This is a genomic window from Caulobacter segnis, from assembly GCF_019931575.1.
Taxonomy (GTDB): domain Bacteria; phylum Pseudomonadota; class Alphaproteobacteria; order Caulobacterales; family Caulobacteraceae; genus Caulobacter; species Caulobacter segnis_C.
Genome location: NZ_CP082923.1, coordinates 669200 through 688040, shown reverse-complemented (window position 1 = coordinate 688040; position 18841 = coordinate 669200). Strand labels below are relative to the sequence as shown.

At 69.7% G+C, this 18841-nt stretch carries 20 protein-coding genes; 1 reads left to right on the top strand and 19 read right to left on the bottom strand.

The window, feature by feature from the left end; all coding sequences use genetic code 11:
* Window positions 1–128 precede the first annotated feature (128 nt).
* Complete coding sequence (locus tag K8940_RS03315; RefSeq protein ID WP_223393120.1) at window positions 129–497, top strand: hypothetical protein; 369 nt, start codon at window positions 129–131, stop codon at window positions 495–497.
* 10 nt (window positions 498–507) lie between these two features.
* Here the strand turns inward: K8940_RS03315 and K8940_RS03310 are convergent, their stop codons facing one another.
* The 19 genes from K8940_RS03310 to ruvC all read right to left on the bottom strand — a co-directional run bounded on the left by K8940_RS03310 (window position 508) and on the right by ruvC (window position 18794).
* Window positions 508–1356 carry a PhzF family phenazine biosynthesis protein gene (locus K8940_RS03310; RefSeq protein ID WP_223393119.1) on the bottom strand — a complete coding sequence of 283 codons (849 nt, stop codon included), beginning with the start codon at window positions 1354–1356 and terminating at the stop codon, window positions 508–510.
* Between the two features lie 87 nt (window positions 1357–1443).
* Window positions 1444–2037: a nucleotidyltransferase family protein gene (locus K8940_RS03305; protein WP_223393118.1), complete on the bottom strand. Its 594-nt coding sequence runs from the start codon at window positions 2035–2037 to the stop codon at window positions 1444–1446.
* A complete protein-coding gene (thiD, locus tag K8940_RS03300; protein WP_223393117.1) occupies window positions 2034–2867 on the bottom strand; it encodes a bifunctional hydroxymethylpyrimidine kinase/phosphomethylpyrimidine kinase in 834 nt (277 codons plus the stop codon). The genes K8940_RS03305 and thiD overlap by 4 nt, the downstream gene beginning before the upstream one ends.
* A gap of 43 nt (window positions 2868–2910) precedes the next feature.
* Window positions 2911–3267, bottom strand: a complete 357-nt coding sequence (locus K8940_RS03295) for a response regulator (protein WP_223393116.1) — start codon at window positions 3265–3267, stop codon at window positions 2911–2913.
* Between the two features lie 134 nt (window positions 3268–3401).
* Complete coding sequence (gene folP, locus K8940_RS03290; protein ID WP_223393115.1) at window positions 3402–4229, bottom strand: dihydropteroate synthase; 828 nt, start codon at window positions 4227–4229, stop codon at window positions 3402–3404.
* A 9-nt stretch (window positions 4230–4238) separates the two neighbouring features.
* Window positions 4239–6719: a PAS domain-containing protein gene (locus K8940_RS03285; protein ID WP_223393114.1), complete on the bottom strand. Its 2481-nt coding sequence runs from the start codon at window positions 6717–6719 to the stop codon at window positions 4239–4241.
* A 170-nt stretch (window positions 6720–6889) separates the two neighbouring features.
* Window positions 6890–8770: an ATP-dependent zinc metalloprotease FtsH gene (ftsH, locus tag K8940_RS03280; RefSeq protein ID WP_223393113.1), complete on the bottom strand. Its 1881-nt coding sequence runs from the start codon at window positions 8768–8770 to the stop codon at window positions 6890–6892.
* Between the two features lie 76 nt (window positions 8771–8846).
* Window positions 8847–10070, bottom strand: coding sequence for a tRNA lysidine(34) synthetase TilS (tilS, locus tag K8940_RS03275; protein WP_223393112.1), 1224 nt, complete (start codon window positions 10068–10070; stop codon window positions 8847–8849).
* A complete protein-coding gene (gene ybgF / locus K8940_RS03270) occupies window positions 10061–10915 on the bottom strand; it encodes a tol-pal system protein YbgF (protein WP_223393111.1) in 855 nt (284 codons plus the stop codon). Before ybgF ends, tilS begins: the two co-directional genes overlap by 10 nt.
* An 80-nt stretch (window positions 10916–10995) precedes the next feature.
* Window positions 10996–11562, bottom strand: coding sequence for a peptidoglycan-associated lipoprotein Pal (pal, locus tag K8940_RS03265; RefSeq protein WP_223395750.1), 567 nt, complete (start codon window positions 11560–11562; stop codon window positions 10996–10998).
* Between the two features lie 194 nt (window positions 11563–11756).
* Complete coding sequence (gene tolB / locus K8940_RS03260) at window positions 11757–13103, bottom strand: Tol-Pal system beta propeller repeat protein TolB (RefSeq protein WP_223393110.1); 1347 nt, start codon at window positions 13101–13103, stop codon at window positions 11757–11759.
* Window positions 13103–13915 (bottom strand): energy transducer TonB, encoded by an 813-nt coding sequence (locus K8940_RS03255; protein ID WP_223393109.1) that lies wholly within the window; start codon window positions 13913–13915, stop codon window positions 13103–13105. The genes tolB and K8940_RS03255 overlap by 1 nt, the downstream gene beginning before the upstream one ends.
* Window positions 13916–13922: 7 nt before the next feature.
* Window positions 13923–14459: an ExbD/TolR family protein gene (locus tag K8940_RS03250; protein ID WP_223393108.1), complete on the bottom strand. Its 537-nt coding sequence runs from the start codon at window positions 14457–14459 to the stop codon at window positions 13923–13925.
* 4 nt (window positions 14460–14463) lie between these two features.
* Window positions 14464–15162: a protein TolQ gene (tolQ, locus tag K8940_RS03245; RefSeq protein WP_223393107.1), complete on the bottom strand. Its 699-nt coding sequence runs from the start codon at window positions 15160–15162 to the stop codon at window positions 14464–14466.
* A gap of 121 nt (window positions 15163–15283) precedes the next feature.
* Window positions 15284–15739: a tol-pal system-associated acyl-CoA thioesterase gene (gene ybgC / locus K8940_RS03240; protein ID WP_223393106.1), complete on the bottom strand. Its 456-nt coding sequence runs from the start codon at window positions 15737–15739 to the stop codon at window positions 15284–15286.
* Window positions 15740–15748: 9 nt separating this feature from the next.
* Window positions 15749–16606, bottom strand: a complete 858-nt coding sequence (locus K8940_RS03235) for an FtsW/RodA/SpoVE family cell cycle protein (RefSeq protein ID WP_223393105.1) — start codon at window positions 16604–16606, stop codon at window positions 15749–15751.
* The gene (ruvB, locus tag K8940_RS03230) at window positions 16607–17647 is read right to left on the bottom strand and encodes a Holliday junction branch migration DNA helicase RuvB (protein ID WP_223393104.1); all 1041 of its coding nucleotides are present in this window, start codon (window positions 17645–17647) and stop codon (window positions 16607–16609) included.
* Window positions 17644–18264: a Holliday junction branch migration protein RuvA gene (ruvA, locus tag K8940_RS03225; protein WP_223393103.1), complete on the bottom strand. Its 621-nt coding sequence runs from the start codon at window positions 18262–18264 to the stop codon at window positions 17644–17646. Before ruvA ends, ruvB begins: the two co-directional genes overlap by 4 nt.
* Window positions 18261–18794: a crossover junction endodeoxyribonuclease RuvC gene (ruvC, locus tag K8940_RS03220; protein ID WP_223395749.1), complete on the bottom strand. Its 534-nt coding sequence runs from the start codon at window positions 18792–18794 to the stop codon at window positions 18261–18263. The genes ruvA and ruvC overlap by 4 nt, the downstream gene beginning before the upstream one ends.
* Window positions 18795–18841: the final 47 nt, after the last annotated feature.

The window sequence follows — 18841 nt, the reverse complement described above, 5'->3', positions numbered from 1 at the left end:
AGATGAACCGAACATAACGAGCGGCTCAGAACCGCTTCAGGCTGAGCGTGTTTCTCTTAGCTCAACGTCGCTTCCCTCCCCTCCCCCCACCGGGACGCGACGAAGCACTTCGAAGAGGAACCGAACCGATGAAGAAGATCCTGATCCCGATCGTTGCGGTCTCGGCCCTGGCGGCCGCCACCGTTCCCGCCGTGGCCTCGGCCCAGTCGATCAACCAGCGCCAGGACCAGCTGGAGCGCCGCATCGACATCGGTCAGCGCAACGGCACGTTGACCCGCGGTGAAGCCTATCGCCTGCGCGCCGAGCTGCGCGAAACCGCCCGCCTGGAAGACCGCTATCGTCGCGGCGGCCTGAACGGCTGGGAACGCGCCGACCTCGACCGTCGCTTCGACCGCATCAGCGCCCAGATCCGCTACGAGCGCCACGACCGTGACTACGGCTATGGCTATGGCCACGACCGTGACTACCGCGATCACCGCGACGACCGTCGCTGGTAACCGCGCCTAGCTAGGCCGGCTCCACCCGGAGCCGGCCCTCCAGCACCGTGAAGCCGCGGCCGCGCAATAGAACGCGCGCGCCGCGGTTTTCGCATTCCAGGTCCCCGCCCCGGCCGGGATAGGCCTGGTGGAACTTCAAGACGCCCTGCCCCAGCTTGTCGCCGTACAGCGGCGTCAGGATGCAGTGGGCCGATCCCGTGGTGGGATCCTCCGGAATGCCGGCGGCCGGCGCGAAGAAGCGGCTGACCACCTGATAGGGCCGCCCCGCGTCCGCCTCGGCGACCACGACGGTCTGGCCCGGCCCGTCCTTGGCCTCGCCGGCGATCGCCTTCAGCGCCGCCAGGTCCGGCTGGAGGCCACGCACCGTCGCCTCGTCCCGCAGCACCGCGATCAGATAGGCCCCGGCCCACACCTCGACCGGCTCGACGCCCAGCGCGGCGGACAGCCCTTGCGGAACCGGGGTCTGGCGCGGCGGATCGGCCGGAAAGTCCATCTCCAGCCGCTCGTCTCCATCCCCGCCGAGGCGACGCACGGTCAGCGGGCCCGACAGGGTGTCGAAGGTCAGCAGGGGCGCGTCGACGCCCATCTCGCGGAACAGCGCATGAGCCGCCGCCAGGGTGGCGTGACCGCACAGCGGCGCTTCCCGCGCGGGCGTGAACCAGCGCAGGCCAAAGCGCGCCGGATCGCCGGTCTTCAGCAGATAGGCCGTTTCGGCCTGATTGTTCTCGGCGGCGAGCGCCTGCATCCAGGCGTCCGAGGGCCAGCCCCCGCCTTCTCCAGGGTCGAATGGCTCGACCACGCAGGCGGGATTGCCCTTGAACGGGCCGCTGGCGAAGGCGTCGATGGTCCACTGGCGCATGCGGGCTGATCTCCCCGAAATCCGATGGACATCGCTGTTATGCGCGGCCGGGACGGCGGGCAAAGCCTTTATTGTCCCGGTGACAATCTAGATCGCGTCAGGCTCGATCGAGATCTCGGGCCAGCGAGCCTTGGCCGAGCCCGTCGTCCGCTCCCAGCCGCCCGCGCCCTTGAGCCGCAATGGATTGGGCCGCAGGCGCAGAGCGAAGAGGTCTTCCAGACCGAACGGCGCCCAGACGCGCAAGGTATCGTCCCTCTCCAGCCGCACCCCGACGCAGAAGGCGGTGGCGACGAAGCGCTTCAGGGCCGCGGCGCTGTCCTCCAGCGGCGGATAGGGCTCGTCGGCGCCGAACTTCTTCTCGAACCACAGGTGCACCCGGGCCTGGTTGCGGACCTCCACGAGGTCGCGCAGCGGCGGCTCGAAGGCGGCGGCGACCCGCTTGATCACGACATCCTCGGCCTCGTACGAGGTGTCGCTGTCGTCGTGATAGGCGACGTCGTAGTCCTTGATGCCATAGGCGAGGTCGCGCCCCGTCAGGTGGTTCCAGACCGGCTGGTAGACGGCGCCCGAGAAGATCATCCAGTCGGGAAGGTCCAGGTCGCGGACGGTCTCGAGCACCCGCCAGGTCGTCGGCGTGGCGCGGACGATCTCGGTCAGTCGGGCTTCCAGGGTCTGGGTCATCGGCGCAGGGTCCAGCCGTGGTCGAGGGGGCCGTGGCCGCCGCCGAAGCCCGGCGCGCGCAGCATGGCCTCGTGGACGTAGTTCCAGGCGCGCGCGACGGCTTCCTCCAGCGACAGCCCCTGCGCCAGGCCCGTGGCGCAGGCGCTGGCCAGGGTGCAGCCCGTGCCATGGGTGTGGCGGGTCTCGATCCGTTCGCCCTCGAAGGTGGTCTCGCCCTGGGCGGTCATCAGGACATCGACGACGCGGTCGCCGCCCCCTTCTCCGACGAGCACATGACCGCCCTTCATCAGCACCGCCTTGGCGCCCAGGGCCAGCAGCGCCTCGCCGGCCCGGCGCAGGTCGTCGGTGGTCTCGACCACCAGGCCCGTCAGGGCGGCGGCCTCCGGGGCGTTGGGGGTCAGCAGGGCCGCGCGCGGGATCATCAGGCGCTTGACCGCGCCGATCGCGGCTTCCGCCAGCAAGGGCGCGCCGCCTTTGGCGATCATCACGGGATCCACGACCGCGGGCGCGCCGCCCGCCCCATTCCTGTTGGCGTAATCGATGGCGGCGGCCACGGTCTCGACCACGGCCGCGTCGCCCAGCATGCCGGTCTTGATGGCGTCGGCGCCGATGTCGTCCAGCACCGCCCTCGCCTGGGCGTCGATCACCTCCAGCGGAATCGGATGGACGCCGGTGACGCCCAGGGTGTTCTGCACGGTGACGGCGGTGATGGCCGTGGCCGCGTAGCCGCCCAGGGCGGTGATGGTCTTAATGTCGGCCTGGATCCCCGCGCCGCCGCCGGAATCGGATCCGGCGATGACGAGGACGCGACCTTTTGAGGTGTTGGACATTCCCGGTGTTTAGGCGGGAATCGGAACGATGGGGAGGCCCCCGCTAGGCCGGCTGCAGGGCGTGCTGCCAGGCGCCCGCCAGAATGTAGGGGCGGATCGGCTTCTGGACGATGGGGCCGCCGTCCTGGTTTTCCAGGGCGTTGGCGTGGCCGGTGATGTAGACGACCGGAATGGGCCCCAGGTGCGCCATGATCATCTTCACCGCCTCGACGCCCGTGCCGTCGACGATGCGATAATCGGCGGTGATCAGATCAGGCTTACGCTTCAGGGCGCTATCCAGGGCCTCCGTCGGGCTGTCGGCGATGGCGACGCTGGTGAAGCCTTGCGATTTCAGCAGGGCCTCGATCTCAATGGCGATCAGAATCTCGTCTTCGATGATTAGGGCGTGGCGCGGGGGCATCGTTAAACGCTTTCGAAAAACTGACCCGGACATCTAAACGCATTGATTCTCCGCCTCGCAAGCGAGACTGGCAAGCAAATTCAACCCAGACACGCGCGCAACCGCACATAATGATGACAAGACAAGGGTTTGCATCAGGCGCCTAAAATCGACGCCTGGACGTCCAGCGCCTGGATCGTCTCGCGAACATCGTGAACGCGGACCGCCGCCACGCCCGTCGCCCCGCCATGCAGGTGCGCCGCCAATGAACCGCCCAGCCGGTCGCTGGCCTCGCCGGCCGAGGGATCTATCGCCGCGATGAACCGCTTGCGGCTGGCGCCCAGCAGAACTGGATAGCCGAGGGCCACGAACCGGGGCAGGGCCGCCAGGAGGGCCAGGTTGTGCTCGACCGTCTTGCCGAAGCCGATCCCCGGGTCCAGCCAGATCTTCTCCTTGGCCACCCCGGCGGCCATGGCCGTTAAGGCCCTGGCCAGCAGGAACGCCTCGACCTCGGCCACGACGTCGTCATAGCGCGGGGCGTCCTGCATGGTCCCCGGCTCGCCCAGCATGTGCATCAGCACGACCTCGCAGCCCAGCTCGGCCGCGACCTCGGGCGCCTGGGGCGAGAAACGCAGGGCCGCCACGTCGTTCCAGATGCTCGCCCCGGCCTTGACCGCCGCGCGGGCCACGCCGGGCTTCATGGTGTCGATCGAGATCGGGATGTCGCTAGCCTTGCGGATCGCCTCGATCAGCGGGACCACGCGCAGGATCTCGTCGAACTCCGAGACCTGGGCCGCGCCCGGGCGGGTGCTCTCGCCGCCAATGTCCAGGATATCGGCGCCCTGGGCGATCAGCCGGCGGGCGTGCTCGATCCCGTCGGCCGCCGACAGGAACTGGCCGCCGTCCGAGAAGCTGTCGGGCGTGACGTTGACGATCCCCATGACCCGCGGGCGGGCTCTGGGGGGGCGAAGGACCTGGGTCATCCCCGGCTTCTATCCCTCGCGCAGCATCCGGTCGACCCGGCCGGCCAGGTCGCCGACCGCGAAGGGCTTGGTCAGAACCTCCATGCCGTGCTCGATGTGGCCGTGGTTCAGCACGGCGTTCTCGGCGTAGCCGGTGATGAACAGCACCTTCAGCTCGGGTCTCAGGGCGCGGGCGGCGTCGGCGACTTGGCGTCCGTTCAACCCGCCCGGCAGGCCGACATCGGTGATCAGGAGGTCGACGTCGCCGTTCGACTGCAGGATCCGCAGGCCGGTCGAACCGTCCTGGGCCTCCAGGCAGGCGTAGCCCAGCTCGGCCAGGGCGTCGACGACCAGCATCCGCACGGTGGGCTCGTCATCGACCACCAGAACGGTCTTGTCCGCCTTGGTCGGGGCCGGCCCCCGCACGGGGTCGGGCGCATCGGCCTCCTCCTCGCCCAGGTAGCGGGGCAGGTAGAGACAGACCATGGTCCCCTGCCCGACCTCGGAATAGATCCGCACGTGGCCGTTCGACTGCCGCGCGAAGCCATAGACCATGGACAGGCCCAGGCCCGTGCCCTGGCCGATCGGCTTGGTGGTGAAGAACGGATCGAACACCCGCTCCAGCGTCGCCTTGTCGATGCCCGTGCCGGTGTCGCTGACGCAGACCGAGACGTACTGCCCCGGCTCCAGGCCGTGGTCGCGGGCGGTGCGGGCGTCCAGCCAGCGATTGCCGGTCTCGATGGTCACCGTGCCGCCGTCCGGCATGGCGTCGCGGGCGTTGATGCACAGGTTGAGAAGCGCATTCTCCAGCTGGTTGGCGTCGACCAGGGTCGGCCACAGGCCCGCGGCGGCGATGTTCTCGACCTGGATGCCGGGGCCCACCGTCCGGCGCACCAGCTCGACGAAGTCGGACATCAGCCGGTTGATGACCAGCGACTTGGGCGCCAGGGTCTGACGGCGCGAGAAGGCCAGCAGGCGGTGGGTCAGGGCCGCCGCCCGCCGCGCCGCGCCCTGGCCGGCCGCCAGATAGCGCTCGACATCGGCCGAGCGCCCTTGGGCCAGCCGCGCGCCGATCATCTCGAACGAACCCGAAATACCGGCCAGCAGGTTGTTGAAGTCGTGGGCCAGGCCGCCGGTCAACTGGCCGACCGCTTCCATCTTCTGGGCCTGGCGCAGGGCCTCTTCCGTCTCCAGCAGGCGCTCCTGCTCGGCCAGGCGCTCGGTCACGTCATAGACGAACTGATAGGCGCCGATCTGCTGGCCCTCGGCGTCGTACAGCGGATGGAAGCGCATCTCGTAGAAGCGCCGCTCGCGCATGGAATCGCCGAATTCGCCGACCTCGACGAAGGTCTCGCCGCCCAGCGCGCGCGTCCAGACGGTGCGGACGGCCTCCAGGTGCTCGGGCTGGTCCTTCAGCAGGTCCAGCATGTTGTCGCCCACCTGGGGCCGGACGCCGAAGATCCGCGCGAACTCGCCGGCCGAGGCGCCGTTGATGGCCAGCCAGTTCAGGTCCATGTCGGCGACCTGGACGAAGACGCTGGCGCCCTCGACGATGTCGGCCAGCAGGCGGCGCTCGGCCAGGGCCTGGGTGACGCGCGCCTCGAGGGTCTCGTTCAGCTGGCGCAACTCGGCCTCGGCCTGCTTGCGGGCCGTGACGTCCTGGAACAGCACGGCCACCTGGCGCAGCTCGGGCGGCTCGATGCGGAACGACGACAGAGACAGGTGCCGGCCGGTGGCGACCAGCTCCTGCTCGAAGCGGATCGGCTCGCCCGTGCGCAGCACCGCGCCGTAGCGCGCCACCCAGGCGTCGGCCTCGTCCGGCACCATCTCGCGCAGCTTCTGGCCGACCACGTTCGGAATGCCGGCGTGGCGCTCATAGGCGGCGTTGGCCATCACGTGGACATAGTCGCTGAGCGGCCCGTGGGGGCCATCGAAGAACTCGATGACGCAGAAGCCCTCGTCCATCGACTCGAACAGGGCGCGATAGCGGCGCTCGTCCTCATGGTGAGCCTGTTCGCGGCGGACGCGCTCGGTGATGTCGTTGCACAGCACATGGACCCCGGCGATCGCGCCGGTCTCGTCGCGCACCGGCGAGAACATCAGGTTGCACCAGGCCGCCTCGCCGCTGGCGCGGGTGAAGCCGACATATTCGCGCACGACGCTCTCGCCCGCCTGGGCCCGGGCCAGCATCGGCAGGCCGGCGGCGATCGGGAAGACGTCGGCGAACCGCGCGTCCAGGGCGGCGGTGTTGGCGGCCAGCAGGGCGCGGGCCGCGTCGTTGAACAGCAGCGCCCCGTCCGCTCCCCAGGCCAGGAAAGACGGGATCGGCGAGGCCAGGGTCAGGCCGGCGGCGACCTTCAGCGCCGGCGACCAGGCGTCGGGCGCGCCCAGCATCGTGTGGGACCAGTCCCGCGCCGCCACGGCCGCGCCCATCTCACCGCCGCCGACCAGGAACGCGGGAACGGGGAGCGAGTTCGGGTGCGAGCCCGAGGGCTCGTCGGCGGCGGTCATGGTTTCCAATAGCAAAGCCCCCAGGCCCGCATAAGCAGCCGAGCTTGAACGATCGGCCCGCTTTGGGGTTGCCTGTCTCGCTTGGAAAATGTCGCGACCAGTCCCCGAGTTCCCGGCAAGAAAAAAGCCGGCCCTCGCGAGCCGGCTTGATCCTTTGGTCGTGCTGAGCGCTAGGCGGTGACGCTGGCGCCCGCGCCCGGCGACAGGGGCACCAGGGACGGGGCCGCGACCGTTTCCTTGGTCTCCTCCTCGTCGCGCTTGGGCAGCTCGCCCTTCATGACGCCGATGATCTCGTCGCCGCTCAGGGTCTCGTACTCCAGCAGGGCCTTGGCGACCGAGTGCAGGTGGTCCAGTTCCTCGGTCAGGATCCGGCGCGCCTCGTCCTCGCCGCCCTTGACCAAGCGACGCACTTCGCTGTCGATCTTGACCATGGTCTCGGGCGAGACGTTCTGGGTGCGGGCCACCGAGTGGCCGAGGAACACCTCGTCCTGGTTGTCGCCATAGGCCACGGTGCCCAACTCGTCCGAGAAGCCCCAGCGGGTGACCATGTTGCGGGCCAGGCTGGTGGCGGCGCTGATGTCGCTGGACGCGCCCGAGGTGATCTTTTCCTTGCCGAAGATCAGCTCCTCGGCGACCCGGCCCGCCATCATGATCGCGAGGCGCGAGGTCATCATGTCGTAGCTCATCGAGTAGCGGTCGCCTTCGGGCAGCTGCATGACCATGCCCAGAGCTCGGCCGCGCGGCACGATCGTGGCCTTGTGGACCGGATCGGCGACGGGGACGCGCAGGGCCACCAGGGCGTGGCCGCCCTCGTGGTAGGCGGTCAGTTTCTTCTCGGCGTCGCTCATGGCCATCGAGCGGCGCTCGGCGCCCATCATGACCTTGTCCTTGGCGTGCTCGAAATCGTGCATGGTGACCATGCGGCGGTTCTTTCGCGCGGCCGTCAGGGCGGCCTCGTTGACCAGGTTGGCCAGGTCGGCGCCCGAGAAGCCCGGGGTGCCGCGCGCCAGCGTCTTGACGTCGACGTCGGCGGCCAGCGGCACGTTCTTCATGTGGACGCGGATGATCTTCTCGCGACCGGCGACGTCCGGGTTCGGCACCACGACCTGACGGTCGAAGCGGCCCGGACGCAGCAGCGCGGGGTCCAGAACGTCGGGACGGTTGGTGGCGGCGATCAGGATGATGCCTTCGTTGGCCTCGAAGCCGTCCATCTCGACCAGCAGCTGGTTGAGGGTCTGCTCGCGCTCGTCGTTGCCGCCGCCCAGGCCAGCGCCGCGATGGCGACCGACGGCGTCGATTTCGTCGATGAAGATGATGCAGGGCGCGTTCTTCTTGGCCTGCTCGAACATGTCGCGCACGCGGCTGGCGCCGACGCCGACGAACATCTCGACGAAGTCGGAGCCCGAGATGGTGAAGAACGGCACGCCGGCCTCGCCCGCGACCGCGCGCGCGATCAGGGTCTTACCGGTGCCGGGAGGGCCGACCAGCAGGGCGCCCTTGGGGATCTTGCCGCCCAGGCGCTGGAACTTGGCCGGATCCTTCAGGAAGTCGACGACCTCCTGCAGTTCTTCCTTGGCCTCGTCGACGCCCGCGACGTCCTCGAAGGTGATGCGGTTCTTGTTCTCGGTCAGCAGGCGGGCCTTGGACTTGCCGAAGCCCATGGCGCCCTTCGCCCCGCCCTGCATCTGGCGCATGAAGAACAGCCAGACGCCCACGACCAGCAGGATCGGCAGCAGCTGGACCACGATGGCCAACAGGCTGATCGAACCGCTCTTGAACTTCACGTCGGCGTTCTTGGCCACCATGCGGTTGACCAGCTCGTCGGAGTTCAGCGGCGCGTTGACCGTCAGCACCTTGTTGTCGGCGGTCTTGGCGACGACCGTCTGGCCCGCGATCTCGGCCGATTTGACCTTGCCGGCGTCGACGTCCTTGAGGAGCTGCGAATAGCTGATCTCGCCGCCATTGCGCGTGCGCTGGTTCTGGCTGACGACGAAGACGCCCGCCAACACCGCGATGATCACCAGCCAGATGGCCAGGTTCCGGAAATTCATACGCTTCGTCTTCCCAACGATAGGTCTTGACCCATCAAGATAAGGGGTCGCGAGCGCTTACGCCATGCGCGTGACATCAGGTCACGGATTCTTGGTCGCAAAGGCCGACAGCGGCCCTGAAACGATCCAGAACGAGCAAGCGCGCGCGCCCTCCTCCTTCGACTGCAAGGTCCGGGCCGTCAAGCGCGGGCGAAACCGGCGCGACGCCTTGCCGCGAAATCAGCGGCGAGGCGGGGCGCGCGGGCGCCGCAACGCCCGCCAGCCGCGCGCGTTGGTCCGGGGACAGGCCCGCCGCCCGGCCCTTCAAGGCCATGACGGTCAGCGGCGCATTCCCGGCGGTGATCTCCCAACGCCCGTCCCAGACGCCGGTTTCGCCGGGCGCCAGGTCCAGCGGCGCAAGGCCGCCCCGCGCGGTCTCGCCGGCGTCGCGACAGACCAGGACGTCCCGCCCGGCCTCGACCCGCGCGCCGCAGAGCGTGGCGGCGAAGGTCTCGCCCGACCGCAGGCGCTGGACGAGCCGTTCGAGCCGCTCGCCGCGCGGCGGCCGTTCGGTTCCGGCGGCGCACAGCAGGGCGGCGGCCAGGTGCGCGGCGGCGACGTCGCGCGGCAGGCGGATGGCGCCCGCGGCGTCGACGGAGAAGGCCGGCGGCGCGAGCGCGGGCGTCTCGGCCGACGAGACCTCGCCCGCCCCGGCGGCGCGGGCCCGCGCCCGGGCGTAGCGGAGATCGGCGTTGGCGGGGTCGTCCAGCCAGGTCTCGCCGTCGGCGGTCAGGGCCTGGCGGATCGTCTCGCGAGTCAGCGACAGCAGCGGCCTCAGCAGGAAGACTCCCCGCCCCTCGGGCCAGACCGGCGACGGCGCCCATTCGCGCGGGTCGGAGACGCTGGAGCCCTCGGCCCGCATGGCCGCGCCTTCGGCCAGGTCGCTGGCGGTATGGCCCAGCAGCAGGACCCTGGCCCCGGCCGCGCGGGCGGCCCGCGCCAGCAGGGCGTGGCGGGCGTGGCGGGCGGCGGCGGGCAGGCCCATGCTGGGCTTGTCGCCGGTCCAGGTCAGGGCTTGCGCCTCGGCCCCCAGCTTCCGCGCCTTGGCGATAGCCTCGGCGGTCCAGCGGTCGCTGCCGGGCTGCAGCGCGTGATCCACGGCCAGGGCCAGCACCGGTCTGCCGCGCGGCCGCGCCCAGTCCAGGACCGTCTTCAACAGGAACATGGAATCGCCGCCGCCCGAGAAGCCGACGGCCAGCGGGGCGGCGCAGGTCGGATCGAGCCGCCGGTCGAAGACGGCTCGGACCGGATCTAGGAACACTTGGCCGCGACGCGGGTCGAGGCCGCGCGCGAGGTGACCTGGGCCGGAGCCTTGGGATAGCGCTTGGGGAGTTCGTCCAGGGTGCGGCAGGCCTCGGTGGTCTTCTTCAGCGCCACCATCGAACGCGCCAGCTTCAAGGTGGCGTCGGGCGCCCAAGTGGTCTTCGGCCAACCCCGGATCGCGCCGATATAGGCGCCAGCGGCGTCGGCATAGGCCTCGCGCACGAACAGCGTCTCGCCCCACCAGTAGCGAGCCTCGGGCGTCTTGGCGTCGTCGGGGTAGTTGTTGACGTAAGCCGAGAACGCCTGCTCGGCGTTGGCGTAGTCGCCGGCCAGCAATAGGTCCTTGGCCTGCTTGAAGGCCACGGCCGGATCGGCCGGCGGGACGGGCGGCGGCGGGGCCCCGCCGGCCAGCGGCGCGGCGACCTGGGCGGCGCTGGCGGCCTGCAGGTCCGCCACGGTCTTCTCGAGGGCGGCCAGGCGCTGCTCCAGCGCGTCGGCGCGGTTCTTCTGCTCGGCCGCGGCCCGGTTGGCCTTGGTCAGCTCGAAATTGGCGGCCTCGTTCTGACCGTTCAGCTTGGTCAGCGTCTGTTCCAGATCGGTGACCCGGTCGTTCAGGGCGGCGATCTGAGCATCGGTCTCCGCCGGCTGCACCACCACCGGCTTGCCGGTGTCGCGCCCCTGGAAGACGATCGCGCGCAGCTCGCGCACCACCTTCTCCATCCGCTCCACGCGCTTGGCCGAGCGGTCATCCAACGGATCGGCGGGCGGCAGCGGAGTCTGGGCCACGGCCACGGCGGCAGCCGAGGCGAACAGGACGGCGAGCAGGGCGGATTTCAGCTTCATGACCGTGATGTACCGATAGGACGCGGACAAAACTAGGGCGGCATCTCGTTCGAGACGCCGCCCCATTTTAGCTTTAGCGCTTAGCGGGCGCCGTCCGTGATGGCCGTGTGGCCGTTACGGTTCTTGGCCCAGGCCTCTTCGGTCGTGCCCGGATCGATCGGCTTTTCCTTGCCGAACGAGATCGTCTCGATGCGGGCCGCGGCCACGCCTTGGCCGATCAGGAAGTCGCGGATGGCGTTGGAGCGACGGGCGCCCAGGGCCAGGTTGTATTCGCGGGTGCCGCGTTCGTCGGCGTTGCCTTCGATACGGACCTTCACCGCCGGATAGCGGTTCAGCCACTGGGCCTGGCCGGCCAGCACCGGCTGGGCGTCGGCGCGGACCGAGTATTCGTCGGTGTCGAAATAGACGCGGTCGCCGACATTGACGACGAAGTCCTGCACCGAGCCCGGGAGCACGCCGCTCGAGACCGGCGGGGCCGGCGGCGGGGTGTAGGGGGTGCTCGGAGCGGCCGGCGGCGGTTCCGGCGTCGGCGCGACAGGCTGGGGCTTCGGACGCGAAGCGCAGGCGGCGAGCGAAGCGGCGGCCACGCCGACGAGCGCCAGTCTAACGGCGCGCTGGGTGTCGAAGCTCATCCAGTTTCTCCTCAGTCTACAAACTCTGGACCTGATCCATACCTGCGCAGCGCCGGGAATGGACCCTCTAAATGTCTGAGCAAACCTCACAATGATGTCAGATGCTCGTCAGATGATGCGAAAGCACTTACGGCGCGCGCGAACCCGCGCCGCCGAACCTGAGCCATCAACGCTCACCTTTGGCTCAGGTTGCCGGGACTTCGTGTCAATCAGTCCAGCAGGGGCGACCAGGCCGGGTCGGAGCCCGAGCCGCTATAGGCCGCCGGCCGCAGGATCCGGCCGGTGATGTCCACCGTCCAGAGCTTGGGATTGCCGCTTGAGCCCTCGCGGAAGAACATCAGAACCCGGCCGTTCGGGGCCCAGGTCGGGCCTTCGTCCAGATAGCTGGTGGTCAACAGGCGCTCGTCGCTGCCGTCGGGACGCATGACGCCGATGTGGAACTCGCCGCCGGTCTGCTTGGTGAAAGCGATGAAATCGCCGCGCGGGCTCCAGACCGGGGTCGTGTAGCGGCCCCCGCCGTACGAGATGCGCCGCACGCCCGAGCCGTCGGTGTTCATCACATAGAGCTGGGCCTGGCCGCCGCGGTCGGAGTTGAAGGCGATCTTGGTCCCGTCCGGCGAGAACGACGGCGAGGTGTCGATGGCCGGGTCGGTCGTGATGCGGTTCGACGACCGGCTGCGCAGGTCCATCATGTAGATGTCGCTGTTGCCGGCCTTCTCGACCGAGAACGCCACCTTGCCGCCGTCCGGCGAAAAGCGCGGCGCGAAGACCATGCCCGGGAACTTGCCGATCGTCTCCTGGCGGCCCGTCTCGAGGTTCAACAGGTAGATCGACGACCCCGTCGGCCGTAGGGCCATGTAGGTCAGTTCCTGGCTGGTCGAGCTGAAGCGCGGCGTCATCACGATGTACGAGCCGTCGGTCAGGTACTGCGGGTTGGCGCCGTCCTGGTCCATGATCGCCAGGCGCTTGACGCGGGAGAGCTTCGGACCGCTCTCGGCGACGAAGGCCACGCGGGTGTCGAAATAGCCCTTCTCGCCGGTCAGGCGCTCATAGACGGCGTCGCTGATCTTGTGGGCCACGCGGCGCCAGTTGTCCGGCGTAGAGGAGAATTGCAGGCCCAAGAGCTGCTGCTGGCTGAACACGTCCCACAGGCGGAAGTCGACGCGCAGCCCGCCGTCGGGACCGACCGTGACTTGGCCGTTGATCAGCGCCTGGGCCCCGGTCGCCTGCCAGTCGGGGAAACGCGGCTGGACGTTGACGTCCTGCAGCTTGTCGGCGACGCCCGAGACGTTCAGCGGCTGGAACAGGCCCGAGCGCTCCAGATTGCCCGAGATGACCTGCGAGATCTCGGCGCCGCGCGTGGCGCCCGAGAAGGCGGGAATGGCGATCGGCAGCGGCTTGACCGCGCCGGCGTTGATGTCGACCTCGATCTGCGCGGCGGCCGGAACGGCGAACGCCGCGCCGCCCAGCAGGACGGCGGCCATGAGCACCAAGGCTTTCATGCCCTTGAAGGCTTGCTGGCGCATCGGGGTTTCCTTCTCCTTCTGTCCCGACATCAACGCGAACAGGCCTGTTTTGCGTTGAAGTTGAGGGCGATTTTCTGACCGTACAGGTCGGACGGCAGGTAGGCGAACGGCGAAGCGGCGAACAGCGCGCGAATGGCGCGGTCTGAGGCCGCTTTGGTGACGGGGTCGGGCGAGGAGGTGCCCGGCGACTCCGGCTGGCCGACGACGCGGCCGCCCGGGCCGATCACGAACACCACGCGGACATTGACATTGGCCCCGCCCTCGACCTCGCAGTTGGGGTTCCAGCGGTCCTGCACCTCGCCCTGCAACCTGCCGAGCGCGGCGGCGGAGAGACCGGTGGCCGCGCCCATGGCCGGGCGGGCCGAGACGGAGGTCTCCGCGCGGGCCGGGCCCTTGGGCGCGTTGGCCGTCGGCTTGCCCGTCGCCTTCTTGGTCTTGGCGATCGAGGCCTCCAGCGAGGCGAAGAAGTCGTTGTCGTTCTTCTTGGTCGGGGTCGGCTTGGCCGGCGTCGGGGTCGGCGCGGGCTTGGGGACCGGCGTCGGCTTGGGCGGCGGCGCGGGCGCCGGGGTCGGCGTGGGCGCGGGCGTCGGGGCCGGCGGCTGTGGGGTGGCTTCCGGCGTCGGGTCCGGCGTCTGCGCCGTCTGCTCGACCGGAGCTTCCTCGGCCGGGCGGACATTGGTCGGACCATTGGTGACAATGGTCACCGGCACCGACTCGCCGATCGTGATCGGCTTGGTCGACTTCCACGGCAGGCCGAACGCGATCAGCGCCGCCACGACGCCGTGCAGCGCGATCGAGCCCAGCAGCGCCGGGGAGACCTGTTGTTCGCGGCGAGCGCTCATGAGGCCCCTACTGCGCCGGACGCAGGTCGGCCGAGCCCTCCGGCCGGGCGTCGCGCGGCGCCGCGCCGGAAGACGAGGCGCCCGAGGACGGGCCGCCCGTCTCGGTGATCAGGTTGATCTTGTTGAAGCCGGCGTTCGACAGGCCGGCCATCACCTGGGCGACGACCGAATAGGTCGCCCCGCCGTCGGCGCGGACGAAGATCGGCTTGTCATAGCCGTCACCGGCGATGGCGCTGATGCGCGGCGCCAGATTCTCGAACGGGATCTGGGTCTCGCCGACGAAGATGCCGCCGTCCTTGCGGATCGAGACGGTGATCGGCTCCTCCTGGTTCTGCAGAGCGGCCGCTTCGGTCTTGGGCAGCTCCAGCGGCACGCCGGCGGTCAGCAACGGGGCGCTGATCATGAAGATGATCAGCAGCACTAGCATCACGTCGACCAGCGGGGTGACGTTGATCTCGGACAGGGCCCCGCGCGAGCGGCGGCCGCGACGGCGGCGGCCACGACCGCTGTTGGTGGCGAAGGCGTCGCTCGACGACATCGACATGGGATCAGACCCGTTCCGACAGGCGGCGCTGGATCGCGGTCGACAGGTCGTCGGCGAAGCCTTCCAGGCGGCCGGCGTACTTGCCCGCGTCGGTCGAGAACTTGTTGTAGGCGATATAGGCCGGGATGGCGGCGATCAGGCCGACGGCGGTGGCGAACAGCGCCTCGGCGATCGAAGGGGCGACGACGGCCAGCGAGGTGTTCTTCGACAGGGCGATGTTCTGGAAGGCGTGCATGATGCCCCAGACCGTGCCGAACAGGCCGATGAACGGGCTGGCGGTGGCGACGATGGCCAGGCTGCCCAGGCCTTCCTCGACCTTGCTGGTCTCACGGGCGATCTGGGTGTCCAGGATCCGGTCGATGCGGGCGACGAGGAAGGCGGCCTGATTCTCGCTCATCGCACCCTTGGCCTTGGCGTCGCGCCATTCCTTCAGCGCCGCCTGCAGCATGCGCGGCAGGGCGTGGCGCGGATTGGCGCCCGCCTCGCCCGCGACATCCTCCAGCGAGCGGCCGCCCGTGACCTGCTCCTCGAAGCGGTCGGCGGCGCGGTTCAGGGTCTGGAAGCGGAACAGCTTGTCGAGGATCACGGCCCAGGAGCCCAGCGAGGCCAGGATCAGGCCGATCATCACGCCCTTGACGACCCAGTCGGCCTGCATGAACAGCGCGAAAAACGAGAAATTGGGGGCGGCGGCCGAGGCGTCCATGCGGGGAATGGCTCCGTTGGGGCGTCTGATCAGAACAGATAAGCGCCGTATGGCATGAAGCGGCGCTTGGGTGAAACTATGACAAACTTAGAGGGATCCGAAAAAAGCCCGCGCTCGCGCCTCAGGCGCCCGGCTGCTCGACCAGCCAGGGCGAAAGCTGGGCCAGCATCTGCGCGGTCGGGCGGCGCGGACGGCCGCTCAGGCTGATGCACACCGCCTCGCCCTTGGCCTCCAGCACGACCTCGTCGCCGCGCGTGATCCTCTGGGTCACATAGAGCCGCGCGCCCTTCACCCGATCGTAGGTCGTGCGCACCACCAGGGCGTCGTCGACCCGCGCCGAGCGCTTGAAGTCCAGCGTCATGTGGATAATCGCGAAGGCGGTGTCCTGCTCGGCCAGCTCGGTGTGCGAGATGCCGACCAGCCGGAAGAAGTCGCTGCGCCCGCGCTCCAGGTAGCGCAGGTAGTTGGCGTGATAGACGATCCCCGAGAAGTCGGTGTCCTCGTAATAGATCCGCACGGGCAACTGATGCTCGCGGCCGGAGAACACGCCGGCGGTGGGTTCGGGCGGGGTCGTCATGGGGGATGCTTAGCCGTTGCGGTCACGAGCGTCAGCCCTCAAATCCGCCTTATCCCGCGCGACATACGCCAGCCCGATCGACAGCAACCAGCCCAGCATCGGCGAGGCGCCGGCGCCGATGACCGGGGCGGGATAGTTGCCCAACAGGTTGGCGAGCGCGAAGCCTGTCCAGACGCAGGCCAGGGCCAGGGTCTCGGGGGAACGACGGCGCCAGACCATGGCCAGCGGCAGGACGGCCATGGCCAGGGCCGCCAGGATACCGACTGAAGGCGAGACGGCGAAGGCGTTGACGATGACCCGCTCGACATGCGCCACCGCCGGGAGAGGATCGTGGCGCGTGAAGGCGTAGGCCGAGCAGGCCACGCCCAGAAGCGCCAGCGCCGCGACGCCGCGTCGGGTCTCGCGCGTGGTGATCATCCCGATCGCGACGCCCAGGGTGAGCGCCAGGACCGAGGCCGCGTCGGGCTGGGCGGCTAGAACCAGAAACAGCCCAGCGAGCAACGCCGCGGCGATCCCGTCCAGACGCCGCGCCGCGATCCAGGCGGCCAGCGGGACCAATAGCGAGGCCGGGTGCAGTTGGATCGGCCCCAAAGCGATCCAGCGCCGGACGCCTTCCATCGGAACGCCCACCAGCAGCACATAGACCTCGACGGCGAACGTCACGCCCAGGAGGACGCGAGCCGCGCCCAGACCAGGCGACCTGCCCCAGCGTCCGGCCGCGACGGCCACGAAGCCGCCCACCACCGCGGCGGCGATCTGCAGCGCCAGGGTTGACCGTGATCCGCCTGCGCATTGGATCGCGAGCGTGGAGACCAGCACGGTCCCCACGACCTGCGCGACGATGGTCCGGAGCGCGGCGGTCGCCATTTACTCGTCGAACAACACGCCCTGCGCCGTCCCTGGCGGCGCGGCGGGCGGGGTCAGGCCCAGGTGCAGATAGGCCTTGCCGCAGGCCATGCGGCCGCGCGGCGTGCGCTGGATGAAGCCCTGCTGCATCAGATAGGGCTCGATGACGTCTTCGACGGCGTCGCGGGCCTCGGCGATGGCGTAGGCGATGGTCTCCACGCCCACCGGGCCGCCGCCATAGTGCTCGATCATGGCCCGCAGGTAGCGGCGGTCCAGGCTGTCGAGGCCGACCTCGTCGACTTCGAGACGCGCCAGGGCCAGGCCGGCGGCCTTGCGGTCGATGACGCTCGCGCCGTCGGCGGTGGCGAAGTCGCGAACCCGGCGCAGCAAGCGGCCCGCGACGCGCGGCGTGCCCCGGGCGCGCTTGGCGATCTCGTCGGCCCCGTCGTCGGACAGCGGCGCGCCCATCTTGCGGGCGGCGCCCAGCAGCACGTGGCGCAGCTCGGCGGGGGTGTAGAACTCCAGCCGGATCGGGATGCCGAAGCGGTCGCGCAGGGGCGTGGCCAGCATGCCAGCCCGCGTCGTCGCGGCCACCAGGGTGAAGGGGGCGAGATCGATGCGGATCGAGCGCGCCGACGGCCCCTCGCCGATCACCAGGTCCAGCACATGGTCCTCCATGGCCGGATAGAGGATCTCCTCGACGTTCGAGGACAGGCGGTGGATCTCGTCGATGAACAGGACGTCGTTCGGCTCGAGATTGGTCAGGATCGCGGCCAGGTCGCCGGGCTTGTTCAGCACCGGACCCGACGTGGCGCGGAAGTTCACGCCCAGCTCGCGGGCGACGATCTGGGCCAGGGTGGTCTTGCCCAGGCCCGGCGGGCCGAACAGCAGCACGTGGTCGAGCGACTCGCCCCGGCCCTTCGCGGCCTCGATGAAGATCCGCAGGTTGCCCTTGGCCTGCTCCTGGCCGACGAACTCGGCCAGGGTCTGGGGTCGCAGCGCACGGTCGGTGGCGGGAACCTGGTCGCCGTGTTGCGGATCGCCGGAGATAATACGGGTCACCGCCCCAGCTCCTGCAGACCGGCCTTGATCAGCGCCTGGACGGTGGCTTCCTCACCCAGGCGATCAGCGGCGGCCTCGACGACGCGACGGGCGTTCACCTCGGCCACGCCCAGGCCCATCAGGGCGGCGACGGCGTCGCCGGTGGGCGCCGGTTTGGCCGGAGCGGACGACGCCGAGGTCGAGGTCGGGGCGGTCATCAGCACCGGCCCGTCGGTGATCGGCTTGTCCTTCAGCTCGGTGACAATGCGCAAAGCCAGCTTGGGCCCCACGCCGTTGGCGCGACCGACGGCGGCCTTGTCCTCGCGGGCGACGGCGCTGGCCAGTTCGGCTGGCGACAGAACGTCCAGCACCGCCATGGCGGCCTTGGGCCCGACGCCCTGGATGGCCTGCAGCAGCACGAAGGCCTTGCGATCCTCGCGCGTAGCGAAGCCGTAGAGGCGCAGGCCCGCGCTCTCGCTCCACTGGCTCTCGATGTGCAGCAGCGTCTCCTCGCCCAGGGCCGGCAGACGCTGGAGGGTGAGGTGGCCACAGCGGACGACGTAGCCGACGCCCATGACGTCGATCAGGGCCTCTTCCTCGCCGACCTCGGCGACGGCACCGCGGAGTCTGCCGATCATGCGGCGCCCCTGATGGACAGGTTGCGCGCGGTGCGGGCGTGGGCGTGGGCGATGGCCACGGCCAGGGCGTCGGCGGCGTCGGCCGTCGGCGAGCCCGCGGTGGGCAGCAGGCGCGCGATCATGAAGGCGACCTGGTTCTTGTCGGCCGCGCCGGTGCCGACCACCGCCTTCTTGACCACGGGCGCGGAATATTCGGCGACGATCAGGCCGGCGCGGGCCGGGGCGATCATCGCGGCCGCGCGGGCGTGGCCCAGCTTCAGGGTCGACTGGGCGTTGGTGTTGACGAAGGTCTCCTCGACCGCCGCCTCGTCGGGCTTGTGCTGCTCGATCACCGCGCAGATCCCTTCGAACAGGGTCAGGAGACGATCGGAAAAGGCGGCCTTCTCGTCGGGCGCGATGACGCCGTGGGCGATGTGCGTCACCCGCGAGCCGAGCACGCTGACGACGCCCCAGCCGGTGCGGCGGAGGCCTGGATCGAGTCCCAAGATACGGGTGGGGATGCGAATGGCGTTCATCATGTGTTCTCGCAACATCGTCTGATCCGCCCCCGAGGAAAAGCCCCTGTATTGCTAACGAG